The 16737-nt window shown below is 51.5% G+C and carries 13 protein-coding genes; 4 read left to right on the top strand and 9 right to left on the bottom strand.

Going from position 1 to position 16737, the window contains the following annotated elements:
* Nucleotides 1-4: 4 nt before the first annotated feature.
* The 4 genes from BP71_RS22505 to BP71_RS22490 all read right to left on the bottom strand — a co-directional run bounded on the left by BP71_RS22505 (nucleotide 5) and on the right by BP71_RS22490 (nucleotide 6575).
* On the bottom strand, nucleotides 5-2236 hold the full coding sequence (locus BP71_RS22505) for a DUF7133 domain-containing protein (protein ID WP_496383410.1): 2232 nt from the start codon (nucleotides 2234-2236) through the stop codon (nucleotides 5-7).
* A gap of 18 nt (nucleotides 2237-2254) precedes the next feature.
* On the bottom strand, nucleotides 2255-4732 hold the full coding sequence (locus BP71_RS22500; RefSeq protein WP_496383408.1) for a glycoside hydrolase family 95 protein: 2478 nt from the start codon (nucleotides 4730-4732) through the stop codon (nucleotides 2255-2257).
* Nucleotides 4733-4927: 195 nt separating this feature from the next.
* Complete coding sequence (locus BP71_RS22495) at nucleotides 4928-6169, bottom strand: RNA polymerase sigma factor (RefSeq protein ID WP_496383406.1); 1242 nt, start codon at nucleotides 6167-6169, stop codon at nucleotides 4928-4930.
* 64 nt (nucleotides 6170-6233) lie between these two features.
* Entirely contained in the window at nucleotides 6234-6575 is a 342-nt protein-coding gene (locus BP71_RS22490) for a YciI family protein (protein WP_496383404.1), read from the bottom strand.
* Nucleotides 6576-6737: 162 nt separating this feature from the next.
* Here BP71_RS22490 and BP71_RS22485 point away from each other — a divergent pair, with 162 nt between their 5' ends.
* Complete coding sequence (locus BP71_RS22485; protein ID WP_496383402.1) at nucleotides 6738-7901, top strand: DUF748 domain-containing protein; 1164 nt, start codon at nucleotides 6738-6740, stop codon at nucleotides 7899-7901.
* Here the strand turns inward: BP71_RS22485 and BP71_RS22480 are convergent, their stop codons facing one another.
* From BP71_RS22480 to BP71_RS22465, 4 genes are all read right to left on the bottom strand, one after another.
* Nucleotides 7902-8384, bottom strand: a complete 483-nt coding sequence (locus tag BP71_RS22480; protein ID WP_496383400.1) for a low affinity iron permease family protein — start codon at nucleotides 8382-8384, stop codon at nucleotides 7902-7904.
* 49 nt (nucleotides 8385-8433) lie between these two features.
* On the bottom strand, nucleotides 8434-9663 hold the full coding sequence (locus BP71_RS22475; RefSeq protein WP_496383398.1) for an FG-GAP repeat domain-containing protein: 1230 nt from the start codon (nucleotides 9661-9663) through the stop codon (nucleotides 8434-8436).
* Complete coding sequence (locus BP71_RS22470; RefSeq protein WP_496384270.1) at nucleotides 9650-12445, bottom strand: PVC-type heme-binding CxxCH protein; 2796 nt, start codon at nucleotides 12443-12445, stop codon at nucleotides 9650-9652. Before BP71_RS22470 ends, BP71_RS22475 begins: the two co-directional genes overlap by 14 nt.
* Before the next feature lie 307 nt (nucleotides 12446-12752).
* Nucleotides 12753-13127 carry an iron chaperone gene (locus BP71_RS22465; protein ID WP_496383396.1) on the bottom strand — a complete coding sequence of 125 codons (375 nt, stop codon included), beginning with the start codon at nucleotides 13125-13127 and terminating at the stop codon, nucleotides 12753-12755.
* Nucleotides 13128-13295: 168 nt separating this feature from the next.
* Here BP71_RS22465 and BP71_RS22460 point away from each other — a divergent pair, with 168 nt between their 5' ends.
* The 3 genes from BP71_RS22460 to BP71_RS22450 all read left to right on the top strand — a co-directional run bounded on the left by BP71_RS22460 (nucleotide 13296) and on the right by BP71_RS22450 (nucleotide 15140).
* Entirely contained in the window at nucleotides 13296-13499 is a 204-nt protein-coding gene (locus BP71_RS22460) for a hypothetical protein (RefSeq protein ID WP_496383394.1), read from the top strand.
* Nucleotides 13500-13570: 71 nt separating this feature from the next.
* Entirely contained in the window at nucleotides 13571-14641 is a 1071-nt protein-coding gene (locus BP71_RS22455) for a TlpA family protein disulfide reductase (RefSeq protein WP_496383392.1), read from the top strand.
* A gap of 196 nt (nucleotides 14642-14837) precedes the next feature.
* Nucleotides 14838-15140, top strand: coding sequence for a hypothetical protein (locus tag BP71_RS22450; RefSeq protein WP_496383390.1), 303 nt, complete (start codon nucleotides 14838-14840; stop codon nucleotides 15138-15140).
* A gap of 4 nt (nucleotides 15141-15144) precedes the next feature.
* Here BP71_RS22450 and BP71_RS22445 read toward each other — a convergent pair whose 3' ends face one another.
* On the bottom strand, nucleotides 15145-16677 hold the full coding sequence (locus tag BP71_RS22445) for a carbohydrate-binding domain-containing protein (RefSeq protein WP_496383388.1): 1533 nt from the start codon (nucleotides 16675-16677) through the stop codon (nucleotides 15145-15147).
* Between the last annotated feature and the right edge of the window lie 60 nt (nucleotides 16678-16737).

Raw genomic sequence — 16737 nt, 5'->3', positions numbered from 1 at the left:
CTCTTTATTGGATCGACAGTTCATCCAATGTAAAGGCTCTGTCCTGCGAGGCAGTCTGCTCCCGGATGGCCTTCACATCCGCAGGGCGCACCGGCGGTGAATTGGTAAACTCGTGCCGCACATAGCTCAGTACCGAAGCGATCCATTGGTCGTCATTATCCTTCATGGATGGCATTTCCGTCGGGTAGGTGTCGCCATCAATTGGCCCGGAGAGGCCGTGCAGCAGGATGCGGACCGCGGCATTGGTATTGTTCCGGTTCAGCCGGCGCGAACCGGTCAGCTGTGGGGCCGTTTTACTCATAAGCCCTTTACCGTCTGCCCCATGGCAGGTTGCACACAGGGATTTGTAGATCACCGACCCATTCATGACCAGTTCACGGTCGGCCGCATCCAGACGTCCTAGCCGCATCCCGAACTTCTTGGCATCTTCATTTTTATCGATGCTTCTCGGCGCCCGGGCAATTACTTCCGTGCCCGAAGAGGCAGAAACGATTTGTGCGGCCAGTGCTTTTGCTTCGCCTGATGGGCTGAATGCCAGCGAAAATACCAGCTGCATGCGTACATCCGGCGAAGGATCGGTTTTCATTGCAGCAAGGGATGCCACCAGGCTCTGATCATTTTTCAGGTAAGGTTCCGTCATGCGCACCGCTGCTTTACGCACTTCCGCGTCGCTGTCTTTCAATGCACTCAGTAGCACTTCCTCGTTCAATCCACCAAGTCCTTCCAATGTCCACAATGCGTGCAAACGCGCCAGGGCCGGCGAAGCGGGAATGGCTTCGTTCTGCTGACCGGTTGCAATGGCTTTCAATATAGGAATCACCGATTTATCGTTGCGTACGATCAGCTCCTTTTGCGCATTGTCGCGCCACCAGCCATTGGGATGTGCCAGGTAGCCAACCAGTTTTTTCGAAGGTTCGTCGAGCATTTTGGGTGCCGCACCGCGTTCCATCCCGTCGTAAACCAGGCGATAGATCCGTCCGTGCTGGATATTTTTGTCCAAACCCAGCCGTTGAATCTGCGGACGCAGGTAGCTTTTCGGCCCCGTCCAGTTTCCTTCCTGGATGATCCCCCGGTTCATATCCACAATGTACAGGCAGCCGTCAGGTCCCGTATACATATTGACGGCACGGAAGTTCATATCAGTCGAAGTAATGAATTCCGATTTGTCATAAGCATTTTCGAGGGTGATCTTGCCGTTTTTGTTGATCACTTTGGCACGGCGGATCAGTCGACCGACCGGCTCGCTGATGAGCAGGTCGCCTTGCAGATCCCGCGGCAGCTTATCTCCCCGGAAGATTACCTGCCCGCAACTGGCCGTGAAGTGGTTCAATGTCGTATCGGCACGTAACCTTTTCAGCCCGCCTTCCACATCCGGCGTTTTGATAATAGGCCATACCTCATTGAATTCCTCCTTGTATTGGTCGTTGAACTCCATACGGCCATACACCGGGTTCAGCTGAAATCCCAGTGCTGGTACTTCGCCACCGGCCGACGAGAAGTACAGCCTTCCGTAGTTGTCATGCGTCAAGCCCCATTGCCCGTTCGATCCGCTCGGAATGGAGTCGGGTTTGAGGATACCGCCTGTATAACGGAACCGGACGGGGTCCACGGCCATGTAAATCCAGTTATCGACATTCCAGTTCAGGCCCGAACGCTGGTGTTCGAGGTTCCCGGGCGACTTTTTACCCGGAGTGTAAACAGGCCGCTTTTCATCGGCCATACCGTCCTTGTTCGTGTCTTTGTAAGCATAAATATCATAGGTATCGGTCTCATTCACGAGCAACTCGTGCCCTACACACAAGAGCATTCTGGGCAACAGCATCTTGTCTATAAAAACCGAGCTTTTATCCATTTTGCCGTCATTGTTCGTGTCTTCCAGCAGCATCACCCGGCTCGTTTGGGCATGTTCGTCAGTGCCTTCCACATCCTGCATATAGGTGTTGAGCTCAGCCACATACATACGCGCGTTGCCGTCCCATGCCACCGCAACCGGTTCATGGATCATCGGTTCGCTGGCGACCAGTTCGAGGTGGTAACCCTTCGGCAGTTTGAAGGTTTTGATGCTTTGCTCCGGCGTGAGATACGCGGGGGATGGGTTTTCGGTGAACACGGGAATCGCCGCCACAGATTCGTCGGTTGTACGTAATGCACTGGTTTTGGAAGTATTCTGTCGCGATACCTGGCAGGTCACGAGTGTCGCTGCCAGGATGCCGGCTATCCAGATTTTTTTGTTCATGGGTTTAGGAGATAAGGGTTACAGGCTAAATGTGTAGGTTTGGCCTTTTTCTGTTTTGAAATCGTAAAGTGCTGTTTCGGGTAGTTTCGTCGCTGTAATTTTAGCTTCGGGCGAGATCAATGGTTTTGGAATATTTTCGAGCTGATAAAATGGATTTGTATTAACCACTCCCGGCTGTACTTGTGCAATACCACTGCCTTTCAATGCATTAGGCAATCTCAACCGGCAGTTTCCGCCCAGATTGGATTTTACAACGAGTTTAGCCAACTTACCATCTTTCCATTCCATTGAAACAATCTCGAAACCACCCCGTGCACGCAGGCCCTGAATGCTGCCGTTTTTCCAGCTATCCGGCAACGCGGGCAGCAGATGAATAGCACCGTCGTGGCTCTGCATCAGCATTTCGGCAATACCGGCGGTACAGCCGAAGTTCCCGTCGATCTGGAATGGCGGGTGCGCGTCGAACAGGTTGGTATAGGTACCGCCTCCGCCATTTTTACCTGGTGCATTCACCGGCGAAAGCTGGTCGGTAATCAGTTTATAAGCCCGGTTGCCATCGAGCAGGCGCGCCCACCAGTTGACTTTCCAACCCATCGACCAGCCAGTAGAAACGTCTCCGCGATGTTCGAGCGAAGTGCGGGCAGCACTGAACAGCTCCGGGGTGCGGTAGGCAGACAACTGATGCGACGGATATAGTCCGTACAAATGCGAAATATGACGGTGCTTGTCTTCCGGGCTGTCCAGATCTTCCAGCCATTCCTGCAATTGCCCGAATTTCCCGACCTGCATCGGGGGCAACTGCGCACGTTTGGCTCGGAGGACCTTCACAAAATCCGCGTCTGTACCTAATGCTCCCGCCGCTTTGATGGCACAGGTAAAAATGTCGTAGACGATCTGATTGTCCATGGTATTTCCCGCCCCAATGGTTGTTTTGGGACGAATGGAGGGAGCATTTTCCGGCGACATGCCCGGTACGACCACCAACCAGTTGTGTTCCGGCTCCGGTACCAGGAAATCCACGAAAAACTGGGCTGAACCTTTCAATGCAGGGTATACCGACTGCAAGTAGGCTTTATCGCCCGAATAGGCATATTTTTCCCACAAATGCGTACTCAACCAGGCTCCGCCCATGGGCCACATGGCATAGAATATCGGATCGACAGGGCCGGTAATGCGCCACAAATCTGTGTTGTGATGCGCCAGCCAACCTTTTGCACCATACATGACCCGGGCAGTTTCCCTGCCTGTGACCGACAATTCCTTTACCATTTGCACCAGCGGCTCGTGCATTTCGGTCAGGTTGGTGACCTCCGCCGGCCAGTAGTTCATTTCCGTGTTGATATTGATGGTATACTTACTGCCCCAGGGTGGGTTCATCAGGTTGTTCCAGATACCTTGCAGGTTGGCGGGCTGCCCCACCGGCATTCCGTTGCCACCTGGCTGTGAAGCGGATATGAGCAGGTAGCGTCCGAATTGGAAATACAGCGATACCAGCTGCGGGTCATTACCGGCGGCAAACCCGACAATACGTTCGTCGGTTGGTAACCGGGCTGCCGCGCTGGTTCCCAGATCCAGTTTTACGCGGTTGAAATAGTGCTGATAAGCCGCAATATGACTTTTGAGAATAGTATCAAATGATTTAGCGGATGCCTTGGAGAGATACTGATCCGCCTTCGCCTGTGCATTGGCTGTCAACGTCTTATAATCCACAAAATTCGTCGCGATGGAAATGTATATGGTGGCAGCGTCCGCTTTTTCCACAGTTACGAGCGTATCGCCCTCGCTCAAACGCCCGCCTTCGGGTATTACGCGTACATGTGTATGAAACGCGACTTGTCCTTTAATTCCCTCCTTATCGCCGCTTACACCCGCAAAAATCAACCTTCCTCCCTTCTCTGTTCTCCTTTCTCCCTTTTGCGGGCTGCTCAGCGAGGATTGAAATGTCAGTTTCCCCGGCTTATCGGCAGTCAGGCGGATCACGACGATCTGGTCGGGAACCGAGGCGATAACCTGCCGGGTGTATGTGACGTCGCCCACGGTATAGGAAGTAGTCGTGACCGCCTTTTCAAGGTCCAGCTCGCGATGATAGCCGGTAAACTGTTCGTGCCCCGGAAACCTGATATGAAGATCGCCCACTGGCTGATACATCATCCCGTTGGTTGTCTTGGATTCGATTTTAGCCGCCGCGAGTGCAGACGCTTCATCATTTTTTCCTTCGAAAATCAGTTTTCTAACGGTGGGTAACGCAGCCAGCGCGTCGGGGTTGTCGTTCCGGTTCGGGCCGCCTGCCCAAACAGTCGATTCATTCAGTTTCAAAATTTCCTGTTCCGGATTTCCGTAGACCATTGCGCCCAGCCGGCCGTTACCGACTGGCAGGGCGTCGGTCCAGGTATCTCCGGCGGGTTGCCGGTACCACAGTTTCAGAGAGCCGGGTGTCTGGGCAAAAATAGAATGGGTCGATGCAAAAAATGTAAGGCTTAGGAATAGGCGTTTCATGAAAAAATTTATTGTTCTGGATCCTATGCGTTAAGAGGACACAAACAAGGGTTTTTAATGCTCTGGGTTATTAAAGTTTGGTTACCCAAGTGACCTGCAAAGCGCAATTACCGGGGTCGGATCTTTTCGAACCGTCCGGCAAATTAGGAGGTGAGGATTAACGAGGGGATTAACAAAACATTAACCGGATTGGATTTAGGCAACTAATCCGCCTAATCCGGCTATTTTTTTCGAGATAATGGCCCGGTCCGCTTTCGAACGGGCCAGTGACAGGGAAATGCCGAAATGTTTGAGCGCCCTGGCGTTGTCGACGTCCCGGTACAATTCCCCTAGTAATGAATGATACAGATGATTGTCCGCCAGATCGAGTTTTTCGGCTTCACGGATGGCTTCCGGTTTGCCGTGGACTTTGGACAATGCATAAGTCCGGTTCAATGCGGCGATCGGGGAATATTCGATGATCAGGAGCCGGTTATAAAGGCCAAGTATCTGCCGCCACTTTTCCTCGGTATCGGCTTTGATCGTGTGCCAATAACCGATCACCGCTTCGACGTGGTATTTCGAAATTTCATCGCCTATTGAGGACAGATTCAGAAAATAGATGCCCTGACGGATCAGTTCTTCATCCCAGAGCGATTCGTTCTGGTCCTGGTACAGTACCGTTTCGCCGTGCGCATCGACCCGGGCTTCGAACCGTGAGGCGTGGAAACACATCAATGCGAGCAGGGCAAACACCGGTGGCGTGTTTGTCTTCTCGTTTTCGATCAGGAGTTTGGTAAACCACATCGCCTCGATGCAAACGTCCTTTCGCAGCGTGACATCCTTGCCCGCTGCATAATAGCCCTCATTAAAAAGCAAATATAAAGTCCGCAATACGGCATCCAGGCGGCTTTCGAGTTCGTTGTCACCCGGAAATTCCATCCTCACCTGATGCGCCCGCAATCGCTCCCTGGCCCGGAAAAGCCGTTTATTAATCGTCTCTTTATTAGTCAGGAAGGCGGCTGCTATTTCATTGATCCCAAAACCGCAAAGCACATTCAGCGAGAGGCCTATCTGTGCTTCCACCGGAATGGACGGATGGCAGATCGCAAACATCATCTGCAACTGGCTGTCGGTAATGTTCTGTGCGGAAAGGTCAATGTCAATCTCTTCGGAGTCCTCTGAAAGATAGGTTACCTGCCCGCTTACTTTTTCTTTGAAAACCTTATCGCGGCGCAGGTAATCCCTCGCTTTGTTGCGGGCCACGGTATACAGCCACGCAACCGGGTTGTCGGGCGCACCTTTGATCCCCCAGGTTTCGGCCGCCAATAAAAAGGTGTCGCTTGCAATATCCTGCGCGATTTCGATGTGTTCGAGGCCGAATGTTTTACTGAGTACCGCTGTAATTTTCCGGTACTCGGTCCTGAACAAATGCGGGATCAATTCCTGGTGCTCCATGCCGACAAATTAAAAAAGCCTTTGCGCGAAACAAAGGCCTTGAAACGAATGATCATCCAACAATTTACATTGCATCGATTGGCCTCACTTCCACATTTCCCCCCATTAAGAGTACGGGACACCCCTTCGCCATTTCCGCTGCCTCTTCGAGGGACTCCGCCCTCACCATCGTATAACCGCCGATCGATTCCTTGATTTCCGTAAAAGGGCCGTCCGTAACGATCTTATCGGATTTAACGACTTTTCCGACGTAGCTCAGGCGGTTCCCCCGGTCGACGAGCTTACCCTGAGCGGCGATCCCGCCTATCCAGTCCATCCATTTCTGCATGGATACCTGCATTTCTTCGGGGGAGCGATCGGCCATTACTGCGGGATTTGTTCTAAAAATGAACATGAAGTCTTTCATTGTATAAAAGTTTATGTGTTTAAAGTCGATTGACGAACGGACATTCAGATGTTGGACAAAAGTTGGAGATTTTTTTTACAAATTTCAAAACCCGCTCCTATTTACTTGCTGGTACGATTGTTGAGATAACCCTGGCCATCTGTTTATCTATCATTATAACCTATGGCTGTTGCACACCCGCGGTCACGCAAACACCGAACCGCCAAAATCCTCGTCGCCGTGCTGGTCCTCATCGTGACGCTGCGCCTGGTCCTGCCCTATGTGGTCCTGCATTTCGCAAACCGTAGCCTGGAAAATATGAACGGCTATTATGGGCATATCAGGGACATCGATCTGGCCATCATCCGCGGTGCATACAAGATCGACAGCATTTATATTAACAAGGAAGATACGGTCACACACAAACAGACGCCTTTTTTCGCCTCGCGCGTGGTAGATCTCTCCATAGAATGGAAAGCTTTATTCAAAGGTTCGATCGCCGGTGAACTTGTTTTCCAGCGTCCCTATCTGCTTTTTACCAAAGATAAGGTGGAGCCGAAGGAAGTGGTGAAGGACTCGGCCGACTTTCGACGGATCCTCGACAAGTTCATGCCCCTGAACATTAACCGCTGCGAGCTTCGAAATGGAGTGATCCAGTACAAAGATTTCGGTTCAAGCCCCAATGTGGACATTGCGATGAACAACCTTCACCTGCTGGCACAGAATCTCCGGAACAGTTACGATTCCTCCGCCGTATTACCGGCGTCGATCCACGCTACAGCTGATGTTTATGAAGGCAAGCTGCGCTTCGACGCCAAGCTGAACCCGCTGGCCGACGCGCCTACTTTTGATATGAGCGCGGAACTCAACAACACCAATCTTGTAAAGCTGAACGATTTCTTTCAAGCCTATGCCAAAGTCGACGTCAACAAAGGCCGTTTTGGGCTTTACACCGAGGTGGCTGCCAAGGATGAGGAATTCACGGGTTATGTAAAACCGTTGATCAAAGACCTGGATGTTCTGGGCAAGGAGGACAGGAAGGATAACCTGTTGCGAAAATTATGGGAAGCGACTGCCGGCGGGGCTGGCAAACTTTTCGAAAACAGGTCCAAAGACCAGGTAGCCACAAAAATCTCCTTCAAAGGCCGGCTCGACGACCCCAAAACGAATGTATGGCTGGCGATCACCAATATTCTGCAAAATGCATTCATCCACGCCCTTCAACCTTCTATCGACAACGAGATAAGCCTGGCGTCGGTGGAAGAAGAGAAGAAGGAAAAGAAGACCTTTTTGCAAAAAATCTTTTCCAAAGACGATGACAAAAAGGAGAAGAAAAAGGATCGATAGTTAGGTTTGTGCGTCGGGATCGCCGTTGGGCAAACCTGAAAATGTCGCTTTTTTATGTTTATGGAGCCGTTGTGCTGCGTCGATGGAATGTGACGTATGAATATCGCTCTCCTCATCGCACATCTCGGCGATCTTCCGATAGAATTTACGCAGAACGTCCAGTTCGACTTCGCTCAGGTCTTCAATATCGACCATCCGGTTACTGGCATACCGGTTCGCTGCAATGAGTTCGTTCAGTTTGAGCTGAATGGCTTTCGAGTCCTTGTTTTGTGATTTCTGGATCAGAAATACCATCAGGAATGTGACGATGGTCGTCCCGGTATTGATAACCAGCTGCCAGGTATCCGAATAGCCAAATAATGGCCCGGTAATTCCCCAGATGATGATGATTCCGGCCGCTACACCGAATGCCATGGAGCTACCGGTCCAGGCGGTGATTTTGCCGGCCAGACGTTCGAAAAAATTGACTTTTCCCCTTTCCATAAAAATGTAATGTTGAAGCAGGCAATGTCCGATTTTTATGCGATCTATGCTATTTTTTCATTTGGTTTTCAAACAAAAACACACCGTTCTTGTTAGCGATCACGACATCCGGCTTGCGGTCGCCATTCATGTCGTGAATGGTAATATTCAGTCCTGCCCCTGAATCGTTGTCTATCTGATGCTCTTTAAAATATGGCTCTTTGCCGGGTGTGATTTCAAACCAAAGCAAAATGGCAGGGTCGCTGTCGCCCGGGTCGCGCCCGTGGTGCGCCAGGAAACGCTTCCCGGTAATATATTCCTTTTTACCGTCGCCATCGAGGTCAGCCATGACCGACGAATGGGTTTGAGCTGTGGTATTGCTGATCAAATGCGTTTTAAAATTGATTTTGCCGTCAGCGTCTTTGATCTGCTCGTACCACCAGATGCCCAGTGCATGCGCCGAAGCGCTGATCACATCGTTTTTGCCATCCGCATTCACGTCAAGTACCTGCATATGTGAACAGGGCTCGCCCAGATTGGCCTTCTGAAACTCCCAATCCCCTGATTTATTGTCCTTTTTCCCTTTAAACCAGCCTTCCCGCACCACCACATCATTAATCCCATCCGCATCGACATCGCCATAGCCGATTCCATGTGAGAAGTTTTCCGTTCCCGGGACGTTTTCCCTGCTGAGCGGGAAACGCTGCCAGTTTGCTTCTCCCTTTCTTACCGGCGCTTTGAGCCAGATGATCTGCTTTTTTGCCGGATCTCCGCAAAGAATGTCCAGGCGGCCGTCGCCATCAATATCCACAAATCCCGGAGATTCGTTGGAAACGCCTACCGAATCGGCGATGACATGTTTTGGCCATTCTCCTGCCTTGTTGCGCGGGTTTTCAAACCAAAAAGCGGCCTTTCCGGGGAAATCGACGATCACTACATCCTCCCACCCATCCAGATTCACATCCATGCCCAGGTTCAGAAAAGAGTTGCTGTATTCTTTCCGCGGGTCGAAGACGCGTGACGGTGCCAGTTCGTGCTTCTTCCAGGATGGGGCTTCAAACCAGTAGTAGCCCGCCACGATGTCGGACCTGCCGTCCCTGTTCAGGTCTGCGACCGCGACGCCTTCCGAGATGAAGTCGCCGGTCAGTTTGGTCTTTTTGAAGTCGGCTGAGGGCTGCGCACACAGTGATTCTATACAGGAGCAGACCACGAGCAGTGCATATGCCACGGTCCAGGGACCAGACGAGCGTCCAGCCCGGCGTCCAGACCAGGGCTTAAGCCCTGGGTTAATGGGTTCCATGGTTCGTTTGGGGTTGTTCTGCCTTTCCTACCCGTTTGTTGAGGTCGTTCAGGAGCTTTTTGGATTCTTCTGTTCCGATGGCTTCCGTACGCTGGATCATGTAGGGCAGTATCTTCGGTAACTTGGACTTCTCGGCCAGTTGCAATGCGCGCTTTGCATCTACTGCTGCCAGCGGCTCGGCTGCGTACCAAACCATCAGCGGCAGGTTGTGATCGTCCTTGTCCTCCTCTTTCTGTACCAATGCATCGACGACGTCCCAGCGCTGCGACGGGTCCAGACGTAACATTCCGGAGGCCAGGTACACGCGTACCAGTTTGGAGTGGTCCTTCTGTGCCATTTCCGCAAACCGTTTCAGGGTTTCAGGTGCAACGGATTTGTCCTCCGTCAGCAACTGGATGGCCCAGCTCCGGATGTACTCGCTGTCGTTACCCAGCAGTTCGGTCAATTCCTTTTCTGTCAAGCCATCGGTTACGTGCAATGTCCATAATGCACGCAGCTTACGGGTTTCATCCGGATTTTTGGCCAGTATTTCTTTCAAAGCCTTGTGTACTTTCTTGTTAGGGCCACGCTCCTGCAAGATCGTGCGGGCCTGGCGTACATACCATTCGTTCGTGTTAAGCTGGTGGTTCACCAGTTCCATGTCCGAAGCTTTGGAAAGATCCACCTGCACCCATTTGTCGTTTTCATGGCTGATCTTGAAAATCCGCCCCATGGTTTTGTTGTGTACATCGGGGTTTGGACTATGACATTGGTTTTTGTCGTACCAGTCGATCGCCCACACGGAGCCACTGGCATCGTACTTGAAATTCAGCCATTGCGACCAGGAGTCGTTCATCGCCATGAAGTCGTTTTTGTGGGTGGCCTCGTACCCCGAACCGGAGCGGGTCAGATGGTCTATATTCAAACGGGCTCCATTGATATTGTTCATAAAAATATCATTGCGGTATTCTTTCGGCCAGCTGTTACCGAGATAGATCATCGCTCCCGCGTGTGCATGACCACCTCCGGCAGATGCCGAACGGAAGTTCCCTGCATGTGGCCCGCGCTCTCCTACCCAATGCACGTGATCCGCGATCGTCTTGATGTCGTCATAGGTATACGGATTGAAATGCTTACCCGCCTGGCGCTGGTAACGTGCGCCCTGTATTACGTGGTACATATGCGGGATCACGCATACGGTTATAAATGGGTGCCCGTAGTCGTTGAAATCGATCCCCCAGGGGTTACTCGATCCTTCGGCAAAGACTTCAAACTTGTGCGTGGTCGGATGGTAACGCCACACACCGGCATTGATCTTGGTCCGTTCCGAATCCGGCGCACCGGGCTTACCTACGTTGGAATGGGTAAATACACCATGTGTACCGTAAAGCCAGCCATCGGGTCCCCAGCGCAGGTTGTTGAGTACCTCGTGGGTGTCTTCCAGCCCCCAGCCATCCAGCAATTTCTGTGGCGGTCCGGCAGGTTTATCGTTTTTGAAATCAGCCGGAATAAACAGCAGATAAGGCGCAGCTCCAAGCCACACACCGCCCATCCCGACTTCAATTCCGCTGACAAGGTTCAGTCCTTCCGCGAATACCTTCCGTTTATCGAGCGTACCGTCGCCGTTCGTGTCTTCAAAGATCAGGATCTTATCCCTGCCCTGACCTTCCGCGGCGCGTACCGGATAGGTATGGCCTTCCACAACCCAAAGTCTTCCCCGCGAATCGATCGTGAAGCTGATCGGACGGATGACGTCCGGTTCGCCCGCCGCAAGCGAGATTTTGAATCCCTTCGGCGGTGTCATCGCTTTGGCGGCTTCCGTTCCCGATAGTCCTGCATTCAAAACAGGATCCAGGGGAGGGAGAATGATAATATCCTTTTGTTTTAGTTCATTAGGAAACTCCGGCCGGCTTGGGTACAACCGGAAGTCGTCAAAGTTAATGTGTCCCCATTTGTCATTTGGAATGTAGGGGATCTGTGAAATGCCAGTCTCATTATCAACGATACGGATAAAAATCTCCCTGTTCTGGTACGGTTGCAGGTCTACAACCGCAGGCTGGAGGTTCGCCCTGCCCTGACCAGTAATGTGGTAAATGACTTTGTTATCGTCCGCCGTAACGATTTCCACGCGGGTATCCTGCAATGCGCCACCTGAAACCCGGAATGCCGCGAATGGCTGTGTTACTTTAAATGGGACCGAGGTCAGTGTCCCCGTTTGCTTGTAATTAACCGTACCGCCACTGCTCAGAAAATATTTGCCTTCATAGCCGATGCTCATTTCCTTTTCATGCACAGGCGACGGATCGGAGCTGAAAAGCGGTTGGGCGAATGCGTCTCCCGTCGCAGTCCAGTTTTTGAGGTCGCCGGTTTCAAACCCGAAGTTCAATGGCTGACCATCTTTCATGGGGATCTGTCCCGCCACCGTTTCATTGGAAATAACCCCTTCCACGACTTCAAAACTACCCACCATACCTGCCGCGCGGTGGCCCGGAACCGAGCAGAAATAAGTATCGCTTTGTTCCGCCCTAAATGTAATGCTGGTGCTTGTCCCCTTCTCGATGATGACCTTGCTTTTGATGCCCAGCTTTTCCAGGGCGATATCGTGGGTCATCAGCTCTCCGTTCGTGATCGTAATCCGGACGCGGTCGCCCTTGTTGGCCTTCAACGTCGGGTTGCGGGCGCCGTCTTTCGCAAAGAAGCCTAGCATCGTGGCTTCCAGGGCATAGTCACGGTCAAATTTCTCTGCATCCTGTCCCTTCGGTTGCTGTGCATTCACCCTTGTCACTGTCGCCAGCGCGAGCATCAAGGCGATGAAAAAGCGGGATAACTTCATCATATTCTTTATTAGTGTTTAGGAAATTCCTTTTCAAAAGTTGAGGGAAAAAGGAAACATGAATGAGATTTATACTTATGCATTTTTCAAGCGGCGCCCATTGCTCGTGTTTTAGTGACATTTATTTTCAACTTGAAAAAATTCACTTTTTATTTGAAAAAATTCACGCGTTTAAGCTAGTTGTCATCATTCAACTTCCCTGTGAATTTAAAATCCAAATTCAGCCAAATCGATATAGCAAGCGATTTCGAAATGGCGCGGGGTTATCCGGCATAATTCATGACTTCCCTGCCTGCAAATCGTTTTCCTCTGTTCTCAGTTCAACTATCCGTTTGATCAGGTCCAGTGGCATGGGCTTTCCAAGCGGAAAGTGGACAGACCCTTTGGTCCCTTTGTAACCAGCCAGCTCCTGCCCGAACTGCGCGGCTACCCTGCCGGTTACCGGGTACAAAGCGATGTGTTTTTTCCAACCGGCGAAATAAATCAGATAAGTGCCGTTGCGATTGAACGTGGGCATGCCATACGAAATGGTTTCTGTGGCGTCAGGGGCTGCACTTTGGATCGTCGCGCGTATTTCCTGCAATACCTGCTGTATTTCTTTGGGAAAAGCAGCGATGTATTCGTCCACGGATCCCGGTTTTTGATCTGTCATCTTACAGGTTATAAAGTAGAGCCAGAAATTACATAAATTTTCCGATGACACCGTGAATCTTGTGTCCTCCGTGCGAGCTACGCAATAAATGTGCAGGCTACTCAACAAGCTGTGCCATAAGCAATTTACAAAACTAGCTTTGTCACATCATTCTATTCTGCATGTATCATGAAATGGATTTTACTTCTTTCGTCTCTCGTCGCATGGCTTGCACACCCCTATCTCACGGTTTTTAATAATGCCGGTGTTGTACTCACGCAAACAGCGACTACGGGCGCCCACATCACTCTGACTTCCCGCGGGCAGCACGTAATCCGGATCATCAGTCCGTTCCCGGAGCCCGTATGGTCAGCAAGATTCCGTAAACTCTGAAAAAGTCCTGCATATTTGCGTAAGTTTAAATAAGTTACTAATCCCTGTCGTCACTTTTTCAGATTCACGTCATGATACGCAGCCATGTGTTTATTTACCTGCCTTATTTTATCCTCACCGCATTGGCGCTCACAGGTGCAAGCGTGTACGGTCAGGACTGCGAGGTCCGGGGAGAAATCAAAGGGATCGGCAAAACGCCCATCCAATTTCTCTATAAGCAGGAAGGTCATACTCAAAGAGATACCGTGTATGCGATCGAAGATCGTTTTACCTACCAGCCCCGGCCCAGCGACGACGGCACATTCGATATCTTCATCAGCTATCCCCGCTGGGCAGGGGCCTGGTACGAAAAGGCCCATCTCACGGTTTCGGGCTCCGTTGAAAAGCCCTATCTGCTAACCATCACCGGCGGCCCGGAAAATGACGCCGCGACACGCTATAATCAGGCGATCCGCTGGCCGTACAACGAAAAAATACAGCAATCTGCGCCTGAGGGCAGGGCAAAGCTATGGAAGGAACAGCAGGAAAAGACTTTGCAGTTTGTACGGGAAAATCCAGCCGCGAAAATCAGCGCTGAACTATTGCAGAGCCTTACATTCGAAGAAGATATTCCAATTACCGACCTGGAAAGGCTCTATGCCGAACTGACACCGGAAGTTCGGAAAAGTGCACAGGGCAAAGATGCTGCGCAGCGGATCGAAATCACGAAAAACCAGCCTGCCAAAGGTAAACCCGCACCCGGTTTCAAACTGCCGTCGTCGTCGGGCAGCACTGTTTCACTGGCGGATTTTAAAGGAAAATACGTATTGCTGGATTTCTGGGGGCATTGGTGCGGCCCCTGCATTAAAGCCATGCCGGGCCTGCGCGCTATGCACGAAAAATATAAGCAAAATCTGACGATCATCGGCGTCGCTGCCGAACACGACGACGACCGCCAGGTGTGGCTAAACACTATCCAAAAACACCAGGCCAAATGGGTACACGTTTCTGAATTCGAAGGCGATAAAGGCAAGGTGAATACTACCTACAATATTTACCAGTTTCCGACCTATTTCCTGCTCGACAAAAAGGGTACGGTATTGGGCAAAGCCAATGATCTTGCTGGTGTCGAAACTTTGCTGTCGGGGCTGAGTGACCTTTGAAGCAAACTGATACCCTATTCTTTTGTTCAACCGCGTTTATGGCAAGTCGCCCGGAATCAGGCACTTTTTATGTCCAAAGCTAAACTAACCTTTCTTAGGCTAGGGCTGGTAACCGGGATCGACCTCTGTGCCTGGAAGCACGGAGGCCAAACAGAAACACCGGCAGTGCCAAATCGCCCCAACATCATCGTGATCCTTGCCGACGACATGCACCGGTTCCAGCCTGGTAGCGTCTTTCAATTTTAAGCGTTCCAGCGGTCACCGGGAGCTGTTCAACGAACATTTCGGGGCACGCTACGCGAGGCAGGGCAACTGGAAACTCGTTTCCGCTGCGGCCGACTCCACCTGGCAATTGTACGACCTTGCTGTGGACCGTTCCCGAAACCCGCAACGTAGCAGATGCGCATCCCGACAAAGTAAAACACCTGGCAGACCTCTGCACCAATGGGCCAACACCCACCAGGTATTTCCGAAACCCGGCAAACCGGCATCAAAATAGTTACTCAGCGACCCTGGCTGCCACCTGCATTGGTAACCATGCCACTCGTCGTAAAGCTGGTGCCCGCGGTACCGGCAGTGTAAGTCCCGGATGTAAATAATCCATTGAAACCGGTCGTGCCGGCAGTGCTACCACCGGTATACACCAGGTAAGTCCGCCCCTGTTTCAGGTTCGAGCTGGAAAACAACATCGTGTTGTAGGCGCGGGGAATCGTGAAGGTCATCACCTCCTTGTCGTCAGATGAGCGGATATGCATCAGCTGGTTTGCGGAACCTGCTCCCAGGATCACGGAAGGTTGTGTGCTGACATTCGCCGTCGGAGTACTGGTTGTACCTCCCATTCCGATCAGAATCCCGCCGGTGATCCTGAATGTATTGCGGTCGCAATCGAACCCTTCTTCCGGGCCTCCGGCTGCAACGGAAATGATGCGGCCTCCGGTGATCGTTATCGGTCCGTTGGAGTCAATACCGTCGTTGGAAGTGCTGCTAACATAGATACTACCACCATTGATATAAATGAAGCTGCCCGCATTCAGCCCGTCGTCTGCTGTTTTGATGGTGAAATCACCATTATTGATGGTCAGAATGCTTTTGCTTTCAATCCCTTCCCCGGCGGATGAGGTAATATTGAAAATACCGCCGTTGATGGTCACATAAGGATCGATGCTGGTATCGGTGTCGTAGTTGGCGGTGATCGCTTTGTCCGCCACACTTACTTTAAAATTACCGCCATTGATTACTATGAAGCCTTCCTCGCATTGAATGCCGTCGCCTGCCGTCGTAATGTCGAGTGTGCCGCCGTCGGCGATAAACGCGTCGTTGGTATGAATGCCGTCGGATACTGCGCCAGTTACCGTGAGCGAGCCGCCGATCACCCGCACATAGTCGTCACTGCATATCGCGTGTTTATAATTGCCTTTTAACACCAGGCTCCCGGTTCCGCTGAATATCATCTGCCCTTCACTGAATAGCGTGGCTTTCATGTCCTCGTCACCGCTGGCGGCATACGTCGACCCGTCGGTAAGGGAGTTGGTAGTGTTATTGCTTAAAACAATGAATGCCCGCTTTTCCGACTGGATATTGATCGCCGGGCCGTCGTTATTCGTAATACTGACCCCGTTGAGCGTCAATTTGAATTTTTTGTCGCTGTAAATCTTGACAGAACCGCTCGTTGTGGTGCCCGACAGGACATATTCCACTTCCGCCGCCGTCGCATTGATCACCACATCACCATTCGATTCCGTGACGGTCACGCCTTTTCCGCTCAGCGGATTGGTGATGCTGACCGTCGTTCCAAACTGAATGGAGATTACCGAAGAGAAGGCCGAATTGGCCAGCAGATCATCCTCATCCGCGGCGGTACCTGTATTGCCTTCGGGTGCCGTCGACGCGAAGCCAACGCTATCGATGTTAACGGAGTTGTCGGCATTGGTTTTACCGGGATCTACTTCCTTGTCCTCTTTCGAACAGGCGACGCACAGGGCAATCACTACGGAAGTAAGGAACAGCAGAATAAGTTGTTTGAGTCGGAGGTTCATTCTGAGTTGAATTGGTGCGCAGATTTTTTACTTATGGCTCAATACGCACCCCTGCCCGCG

Source organism: Dyadobacter ginsengisoli DSM 21015 (assembly GCF_059568735.1).
The sequence above is the reverse complement of the archived record's forward strand: the minus strand, read 5'-3'. Positions and strand labels throughout refer to the sequence as shown.

What these genes read in the sequence shown, in the direction of transcription:
- BP71_RS22505 (WP_496383410.1), bottom strand. Translation starts at nt 2,236, where the DNA reads ATGAACAAAAAAATCTGGATAGCCGGCATCCTGGCAGCGACACTCGTG.
- BP71_RS22500 (WP_496383408.1), bottom strand. Translation starts at nt 4,732, where the DNA reads ATGAAACGCCTATTCCTAAGCCTTACATTTTTTGCATCGACCCATTCT.
- BP71_RS22495 (WP_496383406.1), bottom strand. Translation starts at nt 6,169, where the DNA reads ATGGAGCACCAGGAATTGATCCCGCATTTGTTCAGGACCGAGTACCGG.
- BP71_RS22490 (WP_496383404.1), bottom strand. Translation starts at nt 6,575, where the DNA reads ATGAAAGACTTCATGTTCATTTTTAGAACAAATCCCGCAGTAATGGCC.
- BP71_RS22485 (WP_496383402.1), top strand. Translation starts at nt 6,738, where the DNA reads ATGGCTGTTGCACACCCGCGGTCACGCAAACACCGAACCGCCAAAATC.
- BP71_RS22480 (WP_496383400.1), bottom strand. Translation starts at nt 8,384, where the DNA reads ATGGAAAGGGGAAAAGTCAATTTTTTCGAACGTCTGGCCGGCAAAATC.
- BP71_RS22475 (WP_496383398.1), bottom strand. Translation starts at nt 9,663, where the DNA reads ATGGAACCCATTAACCCAGGGCTTAAGCCCTGGTCTGGACGCCGGGCT.
- BP71_RS22470 (WP_496384270.1), bottom strand. Translation starts at nt 12,445, where the DNA reads ATGCTCGCGCTGGCGACAGTGACAAGGGTGAATGCACAGCAACCGAAG.
- BP71_RS22465 (WP_496383396.1), bottom strand. Translation starts at nt 13,127, where the DNA reads ATGACAGATCAAAAACCGGGATCCGTGGACGAATACATCGCTGCTTTT.
- BP71_RS22460 (WP_496383394.1), top strand. Translation starts at nt 13,296, where the DNA reads ATGAAATGGATTTTACTTCTTTCGTCTCTCGTCGCATGGCTTGCACAC.
- BP71_RS22455 (WP_496383392.1), top strand. Translation starts at nt 13,571, where the DNA reads ATGATACGCAGCCATGTGTTTATTTACCTGCCTTATTTTATCCTCACC.
- BP71_RS22445 (WP_496383388.1), bottom strand. Translation starts at nt 16,677, where the DNA reads ATGAACCTCCGACTCAAACAACTTATTCTGCTGTTCCTTACTTCCGTA.